8 protein-coding genes are annotated in these 15,303 nt (G+C 68.5%); 6 read left to right on the top strand and 2 right to left on the bottom strand.

What is annotated here, in order from left to right; translation table 11 throughout:
• Positions 1 to 60: 60 nt before the first annotated feature.
• Complete coding sequence (locus ACZ6YV_RS17270; RefSeq protein ID WP_465510528.1) at positions 61 to 1,701, top strand: choice-of-anchor A family protein; 1,641 nt, start codon at positions 61 to 63, stop codon at positions 1,699 to 1,701.
• On the opposite strand, the gene ACZ6YV_RS17265 is transcribed toward ACZ6YV_RS17270, so the two are convergent.
• Positions 1,698 to 2,576, bottom strand: coding sequence for a DUF2268 domain-containing putative Zn-dependent protease (locus ACZ6YV_RS17265; RefSeq protein ID WP_465510527.1), 879 nt, complete (start codon positions 2,574 to 2,576; stop codon positions 1,698 to 1,700). The two genes, ACZ6YV_RS17270 and ACZ6YV_RS17265, sit on opposite strands and share 4 nt — an antisense overlap.
• Positions 2,577 to 3,114: 538 nt before the next feature.
• Here ACZ6YV_RS17265 and ACZ6YV_RS17260 point away from each other — a divergent pair.
• On the top strand, positions 3,115 to 4,020 hold the full coding sequence (locus ACZ6YV_RS17260; RefSeq protein WP_378237069.1) for a hypothetical protein: 906 nt from the start codon (positions 3,115 to 3,117) through the stop codon (positions 4,018 to 4,020).
• 2 nt (positions 4,021 to 4,022) lie between these two features.
• Here the strand turns inward: ACZ6YV_RS17260 and ACZ6YV_RS17255 are convergent, their stop codons facing one another.
• Positions 4,023 to 6,296: a hypothetical protein gene (locus ACZ6YV_RS17255; protein ID WP_465510526.1), complete on the bottom strand. Its 2,274-nt coding sequence runs from the start codon at positions 6,294 to 6,296 to the stop codon at positions 4,023 to 4,025.
• Between the two features lie 296 nt (positions 6,297 to 6,592).
• Here ACZ6YV_RS17255 and ACZ6YV_RS17250 point away from each other — a divergent pair, with 296 nt between their 5' ends.
• From ACZ6YV_RS17250 to ACZ6YV_RS17235, 4 genes are read left to right on the top strand one after another with little or no spacing between them, the layout of a single operon-like run.
• Positions 6,593 to 6,922 (top strand): hypothetical protein, encoded by a 330-nt coding sequence (locus tag ACZ6YV_RS17250; protein ID WP_465510525.1) that lies wholly within the window; start codon positions 6,593 to 6,595, stop codon positions 6,920 to 6,922.
• The gene (locus tag ACZ6YV_RS17245) at positions 6,922 to 9,501 is read left to right on the top strand and encodes a hypothetical protein (protein WP_465510524.1); all 2,580 of its coding nucleotides are present in this window, start codon (positions 6,922 to 6,924) and stop codon (positions 9,499 to 9,501) included. The genes ACZ6YV_RS17250 and ACZ6YV_RS17245 overlap by 1 nt, the downstream gene beginning before the upstream one ends.
• Before the next feature lie 17 nt (positions 9,502 to 9,518).
• On the top strand, positions 9,519 to 12,821 hold the full coding sequence (locus ACZ6YV_RS17240) for a tubulin-like doman-containing protein (protein ID WP_465510523.1): 3,303 nt from the start codon (positions 9,519 to 9,521) through the stop codon (positions 12,819 to 12,821).
• A gap of 4 nt (positions 12,822 to 12,825) precedes the next feature.
• Positions 12,826 to 15,303 carry a hypothetical protein gene (locus tag ACZ6YV_RS17235; protein ID WP_465510522.1) on the top strand — a complete coding sequence of 826 codons (2,478 nt, stop codon included), beginning with the start codon at positions 12,826 to 12,828 and terminating at the stop codon, positions 15,301 to 15,303.

Here is a 15,303-nt window from a genome sequence, read left to right as displayed (position 1 = left end):
CGGGGGTATTTCCGGATTCCGATTGTGTTCATCCGGTCGATGGGTATGAGAATCGCCCTCATGCGTGCAAGGCGATTCGCCTCTCTTTCCGCCGGTGCCGCCGCCGCGGTGTGCGTGGCGGCACTCGTGGTCACCGACGGCGCGGTCGCCGCCCCCTTGCCGGGCGGACTGGGACCGTGCGTCGGTCCGGCCTGCCCCGGCAAATACCCGCCGGTGAACAATCAGGACTACGCCGGCCGGGACAACGGCATCAACGTCTATGTCGGCGGCGAATTCCAGGTACGCGAAGCCGCTGCGGAAGCCGAAGGGCGAGTCGTCGTCCTCGGCAATTTCGACATGGCGAAACGAGCGGGCGCGTCCGCCATCTACAACGTCGGCGTCGCCGGTGTCGGATCACGGGTCCCGCCGCCGGACGGTGGCGACTTCCTGACCACCGGAGGCAACGTCGGTATCGCCGCGGACCAGCGGCTGGTCGCCGACGACGGCGTCGTCCGGCACGCGGGAACCGTCACCGGGACGGTGACCGGCACGCTCGAAAAGGACCCCGACGCGGCGAAACCCTATGCCGGCCTGCGCGAAGATCTCCAGGTGGCGAGCAAGTGCTACGCCCGGGAAGGCACCACGCCGCGACCGGCCACCGGCACGGCGGTCAACCAGGGATATCGCACCCTGTTCACCGGGGACGGGAAAGCCGCGCTGCAGGTGTTCAACGTCGACTTCGACCTGACCGGCGCCACCGGCGGCATGCAGGGGATCGAGTTCGAGGGCATCCCGGCCGGGGCGACGATCCTGGTCAACATGGTGGGGGCGGCCCGGACGATCAACACCTACACGGGTGACCTGAACGACCAGGACCCGCTGAACAAACTGCGGGAACGGCTCCTGTGGAACTTCCCGGACGCCACCAAGGTGAAGATCGCCGGTGGTGCCCAGTTCCAGGGCAGCGTGCTGGTCGGCGAGCCGGGGAGCACCGCGACCGTCACCGCGTCCGGGATGAACGGCCGCTTCTTCACCACGGGTTCGCTGGTGCACAGCTCCGAGGCCACCGGTGGTGGCGGCCAGGAGTTCCACGCCTACCCGTTCACCGGCGACCTGCCCGAATGCGGCAGCACGCCGACCACGACACCGAGCAGCTCGACGTCCACGTCCACCTCCACGTCCTCGTCGTCCAGCTCGACGAGCCCGACCACGACCAGCAGCTCGCCGACGAGTAGCAGTTCGACCACGACCAGCAGCTCGACCACGCCGACTTCGACCACCTCGACTTCGACGACGCCGACCACGTCGACCTCTACGACCTCGACTTCCACCACGCCGACGTCGACCACGTCGTCGAGCCAGACGAGCAGCACCACGTCCAGTAGCACTCCGTCGAGCAGCTCGTCGTCCAGCTCCACGTCGAGCAGCAGCGCCACTACGTCGTCGAGCTCGTCGAGCCCGACCAGTTCGAGCAGCGTGTCTTCCAGCAGTGCGCCGACCACCAGCAGTTCGTCGAGCACGACGCCAGGGCCCGGGGTGACCACGTACACGACACCGGACCAGCCGGGAGCGACCACACCGGGTGGTGGGCCGACCGACAGCGGTCCGCTGGCGTCGACCGGTAGCGACATCCGTGGCCTGCTGGTCTCCGGCGGGTTCCTGCTGCTCCTCGGTGGCGCGCTGGTGGCCCTCACGATCCGGTCCAGGCGCCGCGAGTCCTAGGCCAGCGCGATGTCGATGACGTCGCGGCGGTCCGCCAGCAGGGCCTCCGCGGCAGTGCGGCCGGTCGCGGCGAGGTAGGCGTCGATGAGGCGGTTGCCCGCCGCGTAGCCGGCACCGGTCGGCAGGCCGACGGGAGTGCCGCCGTAGCGGGCGGCGGTCTCGTCGCCGTGCACCCACGCCGTGAAGTTCTGCATGCCGGTGATCTCCAGCCCGGAGACGACCTTCGCGAACACCGCGTCGTCGCGCAGATGCGGCACGCCGATGCGCGCGTAGCCGAGTTCGTCGCCGTACAATTGACGGGCGAATGCGTCGGCCAGCCCTTCGGACACGATCTGCTCGCCGACGGTGACCGTCGCCGGATCCCAGATCACGCCGCCGGGGCTGTAGCGGAGGTTGTGGTTCAGCTCGTGGACCGCCGTGGCCTCCAGCCGCGCCAGGTTCTCCGGATACGGCCAGAAGTTGAGGTGGATGTAGCCGGACACGCTGCCGTTCGCCGTCATCCCGAGGTTCGGGCCCATGAAGTGCTCGTCGCCGGGATCGCCCAGCACGGTGAGGACGGTGATGTCCGGTACCGCCAGCCCGGGCGTCGCCGCGAGCTGCACGGTGACGGCGTCTTCGAGCGCTCGCTGGATGCGGTTCCAGGCGTCGGCTTCGTGCAGGGCTTCCAGCGCTTCGAGGCAGTGCTCTTCGTTCCGGTCGAGCGGGAAACCGGAGCTCATCGCGTGCATCGCGACGAGGTCGGCCTCGCCGGGGAAGTAACGGTACAGGCCGGCGGCGGGTTCGGCCATCGCCTTGAACAGCGCGGCGCGGTCCGCCTGCGGTGCGCGGAGGGTGTCGCGCATCGCGGGGTAGGTGTCGAGGACCTTGATCGTCATGGGAGTGACGGTAAAGCCTCCAGTGGGTGGAGACTCAAGTGATCTGCGGTGAGGCTTGCTCCGGCAGCTACTTTCTCCGCGGTGCGGGGAACCGAGCCGCGTTCCACGAATTTCGAGCCAAGTGTCCCAATGGGCATCGGAATACGTAGTCGATGCTGATGAAGATCATCGCCCGGAGCCGGTTGGCGTGCCCCCCTCTTGTGTCACGCCAACCGGCGGCGAGCACCGGAATTCAAGGCGGTACGATCAGGTTAATCGAATGATCCGACTGCTTACTGATCGGTCACCTTTCCGTTGTCACCCTGGAACAGTCGCACGCCCGCCGGGTCGCGACAAGCGTTTCCTGTTGCCTGTCAACAGGAAACCCGTCGGCGGGGGAAAGGGTCCCGGACTTCTTCCACCATGATCGACTGGACAACCGACTCCCCGACTCGCCACTATGTGCAGCCACGTGACAGACAGGGGAGGTTCTGTGGACGTCAGCAAAGGCGACCTGATCAGTGAACTGAAGATTCTGCGTAAAGGTCGTGGTGTGGCAATGCCGCAGCTGTCCGAGCGGGTGGGTCCCGCTCTCCGCATGGTGTGTGAGCTGACCAAAGAGGACGGTGCGACCGAAGCCCGCCGTAAGATTTCCGAGCGGCTGACGGTACTGAGTTCCCACTTGCCCGACGATCTGCGGACGGTCGTCCTGGCCGCGTTCGGGCTGACCCCGGACGCGCGGATGCCGTTCTATCAGGACCGGGTGCATTGGGCGGCCACCAGAATCAATCGTGACGATCGGACGGCGCGTCGCCGGATCGACGACGGCATCGCGCAACTCGCGGAATTCGCGGTCGGCACGCTGCGACCGGTCACCCGGGCGAAGCGGGTGGGACACCACTGGCACACCGAGGAACTGCGGGTCGCGCTCGCCGTCGACAGGCCGGTGCCGGAAGCCTTCGAATTCCGGCGGGTGGTGGCCGATACCGACGATCTCACCGAACTCGATCTCGCGCTGACCGTGGCGGCACCGGATTCGTCCGGCGCAAGAGCGCGAAAGGAAGACCTCGACGTCGAGGTCTTCCACGGTGGGATACTCACCGGAAGGCGCATGGAATCTTCCGACCGATTCGGGTTGGCGCTCAAACTGCCCGCCGCGTTGAACCACGGCGACAGACATGAGATCGCCTTGCGATTCCGTGCCAGGATCGAGCCGCACTACGTCTGCGTCCCCAGGCATCCCTGCGATCTTTTCGATCTCCACGTCCGGCTCGGCAAAGAGCGGGCACCCCGCGAGGTCGTCCTGCTGAACAAGGCTTTCCAGGGCGACGCCCGGGATCCGATCGCCGAAGGCACGAGCATTCCGGTGAATGAAGCGGGCGAGGTCCATGTCCGCTTCGAAAATCTCGATCCGGGGTTCGCCTACGGCATCAAATGGAGATGGTCGGAGCCGTCACTTTCCTGATTTCAGGGAAGGCGGTCGAGAGTGGTCATCAGCGACAGGACCGGCTTCGGCAGCCGGACGACCCATTTCGCGGTCATCACCTTCGCCGAAAGCTTCGCCACCGGCCCCATTGTGCTGGTGAGGCCGCGTTCGGCGGCCTCCACCAGCGCGACTTCACGCCCGCTCGTCTCCCTGCCGGACAACACCAAGGCGATGACCAGGTCGAGGTGACTTTCGATGGTTTCGGGATGACCGACCCCGAGCAACCGGATCTGGGGTTCGAGTATCGAGTCCAGAATGTCGGCCTGCCGCCCGAATTCGCGGAGCATGCCGTGCGCGAGGCCCATCCCGTGCCGGGCTCGGCAGCGAAGGGGATGGTCGTCCTCCAACACCCGGACGATGTCCCGCTCGGTGTCGGTCAGCGCCGCGAGCGCACGTTTCGGATGTCCGTGCGCGAGCAGCGCACGGCCCGCGCGCACGGCCGCCGCGAGCGTCAGCGGATGGTCGCGACCATGCTCTTCTTCGTACCTGGTCTTGACTTCGCGGAGCGCGACCGCAGACCACTCCCAGGATGGCGCGGCCGGTTTCAGCTCCGACAGGTCGAGTTCGAGGATCGCTTCCGCGTGGACGGCTTGCGCCTCCGTACACTCCGGATGCCACTCGCGGCCGGCCGCGCGGTACGCGGCGACGACCTCGTCCGCGACGGCTCTGGCCTTCCGCGGTTGCCCGGCCAGGTGCAAGGCCCGTGCCCATTCCAGCTTGGCGATCGGTACGACTTCCGCGAAATCGCCACGGGGGTGGGAGAGCATCGGCTCGAGTAAGGCGGCCGCGTCAGCCGGTCTACCGCGCAGCCGCCATGCGACAGCTGTCGCCAGCACCAGCCGGAAGCCTTCGTCATCGACGACGTCATCGCCCGCGGAGGGAGCGTGTTCCGTCCAGAACTCTTGCTCGGCCTCGGAATACCGGCCCAGCTCGTCCAACGCCCGCGCGGCGATCAGTTTCGCCCGGAGCCGGACCCGCTGATCGGCTTCGGCGAGTCCGGCCGCCTTCCCGGCATGGTCCACCGCTTCTGGTTGTAGTCCGCAGCCGAGTTCCACCCGCGCCGCCGCGACCAGGTCTTCCGGGCAGTCCGGGTGGATCGCCAGGATCCTCGCGCGAATTTCGCCCGCCGCGGCGAGATCACCCAGCGCCTCGTAGGCGTCCGCGGCGGGCCGGAGCAGCCGGGCCTGGTGTGGCACCGGCCATTCCGCCACCGCTTCGGCGTGCTGGATCAGGAAGTCCGGGCGATCACCACGGTGCTGCTCCAGCCAGTCGAGCACGACCGGCTCCGCTTGGAACGCGAACGTCGCGAGCCGTGTGGGATCCTCGCGAAGCACATCGAGAGCGACGTCGTGCACTTGCCAACCGCCGTCGGCCAAGTCGGTGAAGGGTGGCAGCCGCGGTTCGGTCGCCAAGCCGAGCACTTCCGAGATCAACCGTGACGGCACCGGTACCGGCGCGAGTGCCGCGGCGACGTGGAGTACGGCGAGCGCCCCCGGATCGAGCCGGTCGAGTTCGTCCCGGACGGTCTGTTCGACGTCGTGCGGGCGTGTGTCCAACGCCCGCACTTCGAGCCCGGCACTGATCGCGTTCGCCGCGCCGCGCAGAACCCAGGGCTGACCGGAACAGCGCTCGGCGAACCGGAGCACGGTTTCCCGGTCCGCTTGATCCATCGGTGGTGTCTCCGCCGAGAAGAACTCCAGGCCGTCGTCCGGCGTCAGCCCGCCCAGTTCCAGGGCCGGTGCCCACCAGGCCGATCTCTCGACTCGGCTGGTCAGCACTGTCGCCACCTGTCCGGACGGGATCAGCAGCTGATCGAGCACGCTCGGCGGCAGGTCCACCGGCAGGTCGTCGATGACCAAAAGCGCCTTCCCCGCGGAGAACCGGTCGGCGGCCACTCGCCGGAGCCTGGTGAGCGGGACACCACGAACGTCGAGGCCGAACTTCTCCGTCGTCACGCGTGCCAGGTCGAGATGGAACCGCGAAAGGAAGTCCTCTGGAGGGTGCTGTCCGAACGGTCCGATCCAGAAGATCCCGCCGGGGTAAGCGTTTCGGCGGCTGTGGGCGTACTGCGCGGCGAGACCGCTCTTGCCGATCCCCGGCCGGCCCGTGATCACGAGCGCCGCAGGGGAGGTGTCACCAAACAGGACATCGTGGATCGCGCGCAGTTGTGGACGCCTGCCGACGAAGCCGGACGACCACCGCACCCGGGCGGGCAGGTCGGCTTCGGTCGGCGCACTGGGATCGTTGTCGGGCATCAGCGGTTGATTCCTCCGATTGTGCCTGCTCATCGAGTGGTCACGCGGCGTCAGCGACGTTCGTGGCATCCACCGATAGTGGATTCTCACCCTGCCTTGTTTCGCCACCGGATTCACCGGAAGCACGGATATTTGTCCAGATTCTGACCAACCGCACGGTGAGACGTCCAGAAAACGGGCACCGGCGTCATCTTTGACAACTTCTGGACAAAGGCTGACCAAAGCGTGATACGGCGATCGGAGTAATCGACTATGTGGTGGCCCGGCCTGAAGACTGAAACGGATGGTTGTCCGCGATGAACGATGAATACGCCGACTCATGGCAGGAGAAGCGGCCGCCGATGGTCATTCTGCTGCTGGCCGTGCTTTCGGTGGCAGGCTCGTACATCTTGCTCCTCTTCGGAGATTTCGGCAGCCACCTCACGGGTTATCTGCTGGGATCGGTGGTCTGTGCCGGATTGATCACGGTGTTCATGAAGGTGGACATGAATCGCCGTACCGCGCCGGACGTGGTGTACCTGGCGTCGGCTTCGGCCCGGTTCGGCTGGTCCGCGGTGCTGCTGGGCGGAATCGTCGCCTCCGGGGCCCACGCCTGGTCGATCGCCGCGGAACTGGCGGTGCGCTGATGACCCGGTTCATCCGCCTGCTGCCGGTCCTGCTGGTATTCGCCCTGACGACCTTTTCGCCGGTGGGCAGCGCTTCCGCGCAAAACGGCCCGGCGACCGCGTACAGCGAGGTCGCTTCGTGTTTCTCCGCCCGCGGAAAGCTCGCCGTGCTGGCCTTGGTCGACGAATCCAAGAGCCTCAAGAGCACCGACCGCGACGCGAATAGGGTCGACGCGCTGGTGAGCATGTTGCGAACGCTCGCCAGGTACGACTCGACCGGTGAAGGAACGCCGAAGAAATCGATAGAAGTGCAGCTCGCGGGATTCGGAACGTCGTTCACGGCGGGTCCGTGGCGCGAGCTGAATCCCTCGACGATCGGTGACCTCGAAGGCCAGGCCAAGGGATTCGCCGAGCGGGACACGGCCAACGACACCGATTTCGCCACGGCGTTGCTCGGCGCCCAGAACGAGTTCGTCCGCAAAGACGCCGCGAGCGGCACCCAGCCGCCCTGCCGTCTCCTGCTGTTGTTCACCGACGGGATGTACGAGCTGACCACGAAGAACCTCGATCGGCCCTATGGCGGCGGCGCGAGCCGCACCGACCTCGACGCGATCGTCGCTCGTGGCAAGGAGTTCCTGTGTGGACCGAGACAGCTGACCGACCAGCTTCGCGAGGCGGGCACGGCCATCGTCGCGCTCGGGCTGGCCAGCCGGGAACAGGGGTTCCTGCAGTCCATCGCCGAACGGGACGCACCGGGAAGCCACTGCGGCGACTCGAACAGCCCGCCCGGTAAGTACGTGGCCGTCGGTGGCCTCGAAGAGTTGCGCAGCGCGTTCGACTCCGCGATCGCGCAGGCGCTCGGCGGCACTCCTGTCCCGTCGCCGCAGCCGGTCACGGTGTGCGCGCTCGCCTCGCCCGCCGACGAACGCTGCGCTCAGCGCTTCGCCCTCGATCAGTCCCTTCGCGAATTCCACCTGCTGCTCAAGCTCGGCGGCCCGGGGATCGCGGTGGACGTGACCCCGCCCAAGGGGAATACCTTCCGGCTGACCGCCGACCAGCGAAGCCCGCTCACCGTCGGCGGTGCCGAACTCACCGTCTCCGCGCTGACCGCGTCGGATCTGGTGGTCGACGGGCGGCTGCCCGCGGCGGCGCCGGAATGGGTGGGCACCTGGACCGTCCGGTTCGTCGACACCGGCGGGACCAATCCCGCGGCGATCGCGCAGTCGCAGCTCACCGTGTTCGGTGGCCTGGTCCCGGTGATCGACCCCGAGGCACCCGAGTTCCAGGCGGGGAAGCGCACCGACTTCCGGATCCGGGTGACCGACACGGCGGGGTCGCCGCGGACCCCGGCCGATTTCGTGCGCTCCGCCAAGGTTTCCGCGTCGTTGACCGATCCGCAGGGGAAGGCGGCGGACATCCCGGTGAGCCCTGGAGCAGAAGGTTCGTACACGGCGGGCTTCGCGATGCCCGACACCACGGTCTCTTCGGTCGCGACGCTGAAAGTGACCCTCGACGTGGTGACGGCGTCCGGCCTGAGGTTGCAGCCGCGCGTGGTGACTCGGCAGGTGACGGTCAAACCTCCGTCGGCGTACCCCACGGTCACCGGCGCCCTGGATCTGCCGCCGATCCTCGACAGCGGCACGACGACCGGCTCACTGACCATCACCGGCGGACGTGGCGGCAAGGGATGCGTCTGGTTCACCCCCAGGTTCACCCGGATCCCGCCGAACACCGGGGCGATGGCGACCCGGTTCACTCCGGACGCCACCGATCCCCAGCGCTGCGTGCAGGTCGGCCCGGGCCAGAGCACGCAGGTCGCCGTCGAGGTCTCGCCGGAGAACGTGCGCAGCGGAGTCGCACAGGGGGAGTTCACCGCGACGCTCACCGCGGACGGCGAATCCCCACGTGAACTGAACGTCCCGGTGCGGTTCCAAATGGACCGTCCACCGGACGCGGTCACGCAGTGGGCGTTGTTCGTCCTGATCGTCGTGGGCGGTGTACTCCTGCCGTTCGTGCTGCTGTGGCTGCTGAATCGGTGGTCCGCGCGGTACCTCGATCCCGGCCAGATCCGCCATGCCGAACGCGAGGTCGAGGTCACGAGCATCGACGTCCGCGACGCCGCGACGGCGAGACCGCTCCGAGAGGTACTGGACGTGCAGTCGTTCAGCTACCTCGACGGCGCCCCCAGCGAGAGGTGCAAGAGCTTCGCGTCCGGCGTGCTGAGTTTCGGCCGCCGGATCCCGGTGCTGCCGTGGGCTCTGCCCCACGGAACCGTCCGGGCCGGCGGTGCCGGCGTCCTCACGGCCGCGGGTGGCGGGCGGAAGAAGGCCGACTGGGGCCGGGTCGGTTTCGACCTCGGCCAGACCTGGGTGCTCGTCATCGACCAGGTGTCACCCGATACCCAGGGGCCGCTTCGCGGGACGTTGCACCTGTTCGTGACCGACTTCCACATCGGGGCAAAACTCGGGCGCCTGCTGGAAGCCATCGAAAGGGAAGTGCCCGCCGAGGTCCGCAACTCGGCCGACCGGATCCAGCCCCGGGAAACCGGTCCCATACCGGACTCGGAGCCGGAGCCGGAACCGTTCATCCCGCCCAAATGACTCTCTAGGAGAACCTGATGTTGCAGAAGTTCCTCGTCGTCGGCGTCGGCGGATCCGGCGGGGTCACGCTGCGGATGCTCCGGGCCCGGCTGCTCGAATACCTCGCGGAACGCGGGTACGACGGCGGCCTGCCCGCCGCGTGGCAGCTCATCCACATCGACGTGCCGCTCGAACAGGACCGCAGGCCGGAACGGATCCCGCTGCTGCCGCCCAGCGACTACGTCGGGCTGGCGGTCGAAGGGCTGACCTATCGGGACGTCGACGAGATGTTGTGCGCGAACGGCGACCCCGTCGTCCGGCACACGGCCGGCTGGCGGCCGGATCCCGACGAGTGCAACGTCGCGCCGGAGTCCGGCGGCGGCCGGTTCCGCGCGGTGGGGCGCGTCATCCTCGGCGCGCGGATGGGCTCGGCCCACGAACGGCTCCGCACCGCGGTCAACGCGCTGCACAGTGAGCAGGCGAACGAAGAGTTCAGCGAGGTCTGCCGACGGCTGACCGGGAACGGGGTGCCCAGCCAGAACCCCACGCAGGTCGTGGTGGTCACCTCGCTCGCGGGCGGCTCGGGTTCCGGGCTGTTCCTCGACGTCTGCGACATGCTGCGTCAGCTCGAACCGAGCGTGCAGGGCCGACTGGTCTCCGTGATGTACACGCCGGAGGTCTTCGACGAGCTGTCGCCCGCGGACCGCGCCGGGATCAACCCCAACGCGCTGGCGACCGTCTGCGAACTGCTCAACGGCCGGTGGAACGGCGAGGCGTCGTCGCCGGACGAGTTCTCGTTCCTGCGCGCGGCGGGCGCGGCCGCGGTGGACCGGATCACCACCCGCGGACCGCGGATCCCGTACCTGATCGGCCGCACCAACGGCCAGGTGAACTACTCGGACCAGGGCGAGGTCTACGAGGCGGTGGCCCGGGGGATGACCGTGTGGGCCACCAGCCCGGAGATCCAGTCCAGGTTCTCCAGCTACGAGATCGGGAACTGGGCCTCGCGCGCCAACGGACCGGACCGGACGGGACTGACCGGCGACAACACCGAGATCCCGCTCAGCTCCTTCGGCTGTGCCTCGGTCGGCATCGGACTGGACCGCTTCGCCGGGTACAGCACCGATCGGCTGACCAGGGAGGCCGTCGAGCACGTGCTCTCCGGCCATTGGCGCGTCGCCGACGAAAAGGTGGTCAACGAGGAGAAAGCGCGGCAGGACCGGGTGGAGGTGTCGGTACGGAGCTTCCTCTCCAACTGCGGCCTCGACGAACAGGGACCGCACCGCAACGACATCCTCGACGCGATCCGGGGCGGGCTGAGCAGCGACAAGGCGCGCGACGACGTCCGCGCGCAGATCAGGCCGAAGCTGCTCGACCGGGTGCGGGCGCAATGGCCGTCGAGGGCCGACGCGCGGCTGGTGGCCAAACGCGTCACCGAGCGCATGACCGAACAGTGGACGACGGAGTTCGCCGCCTGTGAAGCGCGCTACTTCGAAGCCACGACAGGGTGGATCCGCGATCTGCAGAAGGTGATCCAGAAGCACACTGCGGACTTGCTCGCGGCCGAAGGCGGTCCGGTGGCGGTCGACGTGCTCCGGCAGGTGAAGACCGAGCTGACCGAAATCGTCGTCAAAGAGCTGGTCGACGAACTGAACAGCCAGAAGCGCATGGTCAGCGAGATGAACAGCCGGGTCAGCGCGGCGCTCTCCGGCACGACGACGATGCCCGCCGACCACCCCAAGGTGGCGCAGGCCGTCGACGCGGCCATCGACTGCTTCCACAACCACACCGAAGTGCTGGTGCACGAACTGGCGATCGAGCTCATCCGCGACATCGGGGACAACCTGCTCGATCCACTGAGGACGGCGCTGGTCGCCGGCCTCGACAGCCTGCAGGCGGATCGCGCGGGTTCGTCCGTCCAGCCGTCGCCCGTGCCGGGCTGGCCGGTCGAGGACGCACCGGTCCCCGGTTCCTACTACCCCGCGGGCAACGAGCTCGTGCTGGAGCGGGTGAGCTCGTACCCCGAAGAGTTCACCCGGCTGCTGCGGGCGCAGTCGAACGACGAGAACGACGGTAACGCGATCATGCGGGCACGGACCGCGGTGATCACCGGGCAGGACCAAAGCGCCGTCGAGACCACGAAACGCTGGGTGCCTCGCGACGTGCGGCTGCGGCAGGCGCAAAGCCCGTCCTCCGCCAAGTTCAAGACCGGACTGGCCCTGACGGCGCTGCGGGAGCGCGCCCGCGACTGGATCCGGCGCCCGGACACGCCGATGGCCCGGCACCTCGGCCAGACCCTGGGTACCTATCTGGCGGAGAAGGGCGACCGGCGGCAGGAACACGAACTCCGGCTGGAGAACTTCCGCAACCTGCTGGCGCAGGCGGTGAAACTGTCGCGCCCGCTGATCGCGATCGACGCGCCCGCCCTGATGCGGGTGCACCAGCGGTCCCTCGGCTACCGCGAGGTGATGACACCGCTGCCGTTCCCGAACGGGCATCCGGGGCAGGACGCCGCACGCAAGGTCTTCGCCTCGCACAGCGACGCCGACTTCGGGCAGCTGCTCGGGACGCGGGACACCGAGCGGATCGACATCTTCACCTTCCTCGACGCGCCGGTGCAGCCCGCGGTGATCTCCTCGCTCACGCGTCCGATCGCCGCGCAGTGGCAGCAGGAGAAGAGCCAGCCGAACATGGCGGGCTTCTGGACCTGGCGCCGGGCGAGGGGGCTGCCGTGGTTCGTGCCGTGTCCTCCCGGCGTCCGCCGCAACATCGTTCGAGGCTGGTTCCTGGCGCGGTTCCTCAACCAGATCAACTGTGAGGGCGGCGATCTGCGCACCGTGCCCACCGGGGTGTGGACCCCGGACGGTTACGTGAAGTTCCCCTTCCCGTTGCTGGGCAAGAAGATCCGCAAGCTCAACGAGTGGCTGCCCGCGGTGCTAGAGTCCGTGGCCCTCACGGTCGTCGGCGTCGCCGATTCCGCGCCGTACGAACGGCTGATCCAGCTCGGCGAATCGCTGGAGCAACAGGACGAACTCAGCGACCGGGGTGAACTCGCGCGCTGGTTGGAGGACGGGCTCACCGGGGCGGGCGCGCCCATTCCCGAACCGGAGGTCGCGGGAACCAGGCACGACCCGCCGGAGGACCGGGTGAAGTTCGCCCTCCAGTACGTGCAGAAGTACCAGGACCACTACGACTCGTTCCGCGATCTGCCGCTCAACGCCGCGTCGGCGCTCGGCGTCTCGCGTGCCTGGGAGATACGGGAAGACATTTGGAGCGCGCTCGCGACCTTCCACGACGCCGTGGTCAACGGTGAAACCATCGATCCGTCCGATGTGGGGTGAGCCGGTGCGGACCATCACCGTCGTCATCGGAGCAAGGGAAACCAGGGAGGTGCTGCTGGCCTGGGGAGCGGCGGGTCTCGTCCGGCCGTTTCTGTGGTGGGAGGAGGAGAAAGAGGGCAGGCACTGGGTACGCCACAGCGACCAGGACACCGAACCGGTACCGCTGCTCGACGCGCTGGCGGCGGTCAAATACGACCGCGTGCGCCTGCTCTGCCTGCAAACCTTGACCGGAAGCGAGAGCGACTCCGGAGCGGTCGCACTTTCCTTGCGTGTCAAGGGCCTCGTCGAGCGTCATCTCGGCCGCGGCCAGCGACTGTCCACAGTGGGCGTCCTGGTGCCGTCGACTGGGGTGGCGAAGGTGCCCCAATCGGTGCTGTCGAACCGGTGGGACACGACCGCGGTCGTGGTGGACCAGGACGGCGTGGATCCCCTCCACACCAGCCGCGAGATCCACACCGCCGGTGATCTGGCCGCGCACGCCGCCCTCGCGGTCGCCACCATCGGGGGGATCTGGCCGGGGATGGACGACGCCCCGTTCGACGACGACGTGGCGGGTGCCGGGCACCAGGAACCCCGCGTTCGGCTGGTGCGCGCCCACGCGCGTGCCCTGCGCGGCGACGGCATCGCCGCGGAACTCGTGCGAACGACGCTGTCCCACCGCCGTGATCCGGAATGGGTGGCGCTCCGCGCGAACGCCGTGCCCGCCGCGGATCCGGACGGGATCGTCGAGCGTGCCACCGTCGAGTTCCTGGACGGGCCGGGAATACGGGTGCGCCGCACGCCGTACACCGGCCGAGGTCGCCGTCCTCTGCGGATCACACCGGGGCAGGTGCTCCGGCTGCTGGGGCTGTTCGTCCGCGGGCGGATCCCCGAACTGCGCCGGGAACTCGGCTCGGTGGTCGTCGACGGGGCCCATGACCGGGTCAGGCGGTTCGCACTGCGGCTCCAGGTCGAAGCGGAGACCGGTGTGGTGGTGGGACTCGACGACCGGAACCTGGACACGGGAAAGCTCCCCGATCTCGAGGTCACCAAGGGCACGGTGGACCTGGCGCGGGCGTTGCTCTCCGACGTCGCGAGGCACGCCAGGCCAGGCGGATTCACCGCCGAGTGGACGCGCTTGCGGCAGCTTGCCTTCGGCCTGGCCGACGCGGGAAGACTCCCTGACGGCTGTGTGGAACCGGTGTCCGGCGCGCGGCGCCAGGTGCTCGGCCCGGCGTCGATCAGCCCGGCTCCGCCCGCCTCGGAGAAGTCGCTGCGCGAATGGCAGGACGAACGGCCCGGTTCGCTGTTGTCAGGTATCGGCACTCGCCTGTTCGACGACGCGAACGCCGCGAAGAACGCCTTCTTGGCCGCGTTGAAGCGCCTGCGTGAGGCAGCGCCGGCTTTGTCCGCGAGTTTCACGCTGACGAAGCGACTGTGGTGGGCCTGGCTGGTGATCTGCGTGCTGACGCTGACCGGGACCGTCGGCGGCCTGATCGCCGGCTTCTCCGAAAGGCTCGACTGGTCGCAGGCCGCGCTGCTCGCCGGCGGTTCCGTCGCGGGTCTCGTCGTCTGCTCGGTGATCGTCATGACCTACGGGCTCCGCCTGTGGCTGTCCGACGCGCGCGGGTTCATCCGGATCACGACCGACTACGAGGACGCGCACCGTGTCGCCGAACACGAGGCGGCCGAACTGATCCGGCTCACGACCGCGTGTGGCGAGTATCAGGAGGTGGCCATGACGATCGCGATGGTCACGCATTCCGGCTGCGACGGTACGGCGGCGCCGACCGTGACCCCGGCCGACCTCGCGGCGCTGCCCCGGCCGTGGGCGTTCGGGGTGGCGGCGGCCGAGATCGCCCCGTCGAGGCTGGCCCGGCTCACGGCGATCGTCGGCGGCCGGGCGTTCGCCGGCGGCTGGATCTCCGCCCTGTACGCGGAGATCGTCGCGAAGTCGATGTCCGCGCTCAAGTTCGACCGGGGGCTCGCCAAAGCGGATCCCCTGCCGGATCCGGACACCGAGCCCGCCGCCCGCCGGGCACTGTGGACGGACCTGCGCAAAGGCGCGGCGGAAGAACTCCTCGTCGAGGAAATCCGCGCGCACGTCATCGAAGAGCTTCCCGGCGAACGACTCGAAGAGCTGTTCCCGACCGTCTCACCGGTCGACGGCGAACCGACTCCGGCTCTCTCCTTCTTCACCGGCCTCCGAGCCACGGGGGAGACGGGCGAAGGGACGTTCAACACCCGGTACTGGAACGCGGGATCCGGCTACCGCGCCGTCACGAACGCGACACGGGTCTGGTTGCCGGAAGCGCTGGGCCCGGAGCACACGGCCACTTCGACGCCGATCGGCTCACCGAACCTGGCCGAGGACCCCGTCACCGCGCATTCCGCGCGACTCGACGCGACCCCGCCGATCGTCTGGTCCGATCTGGCCCTGTTCGCCTGCGAGCCACTCGCCGACGAACCGCCCGCCCCCGAAATCGTCGGCGACGTCGGCTGA

The sequence above is a fragment of the Amycolatopsis sp. NPDC102522 genome (assembly GCF_055584485.1).
The sequence above is the reverse complement of the archived record's forward strand: the minus strand, read 5'-3'. Positions and strand labels throughout refer to the sequence as shown.

Excerpts from the sequence above, each read along its gene's own strand:
- ACZ6YV_RS17255 (WP_465510526.1), bottom strand. The coding sequence starts at position 6,296 with ATGCCCGACAACGATCCCAGTGCGCCGACCGAAGCCGACCTGCCCGCC.
- ACZ6YV_RS17265 (WP_465510527.1), bottom strand. The coding sequence starts at position 2,576 with ATGACGATCAAGGTCCTCGACACCTACCCCGCGATGCGCGACACCCTC.
- ACZ6YV_RS17250 (WP_465510525.1), top strand. The coding sequence starts at position 6,593 with ATGAACGATGAATACGCCGACTCATGGCAGGAGAAGCGGCCGCCGATG.
- ACZ6YV_RS17260 (WP_378237069.1), top strand. The coding sequence starts at position 3,115 with ATGCCGCAGCTGTCCGAGCGGGTGGGTCCCGCTCTCCGCATGGTGTGT.
- ACZ6YV_RS17245 (WP_465510524.1), top strand. The coding sequence starts at position 6,922 with ATGACCCGGTTCATCCGCCTGCTGCCGGTCCTGCTGGTATTCGCCCTG.
- ACZ6YV_RS17270 (WP_465510528.1), top strand. The coding sequence starts at position 61 with ATGCGTGCAAGGCGATTCGCCTCTCTTTCCGCCGGTGCCGCCGCCGCG.
- ACZ6YV_RS17240 (WP_465510523.1), top strand. The coding sequence starts at position 9,519 with ATGTTGCAGAAGTTCCTCGTCGTCGGCGTCGGCGGATCCGGCGGGGTC.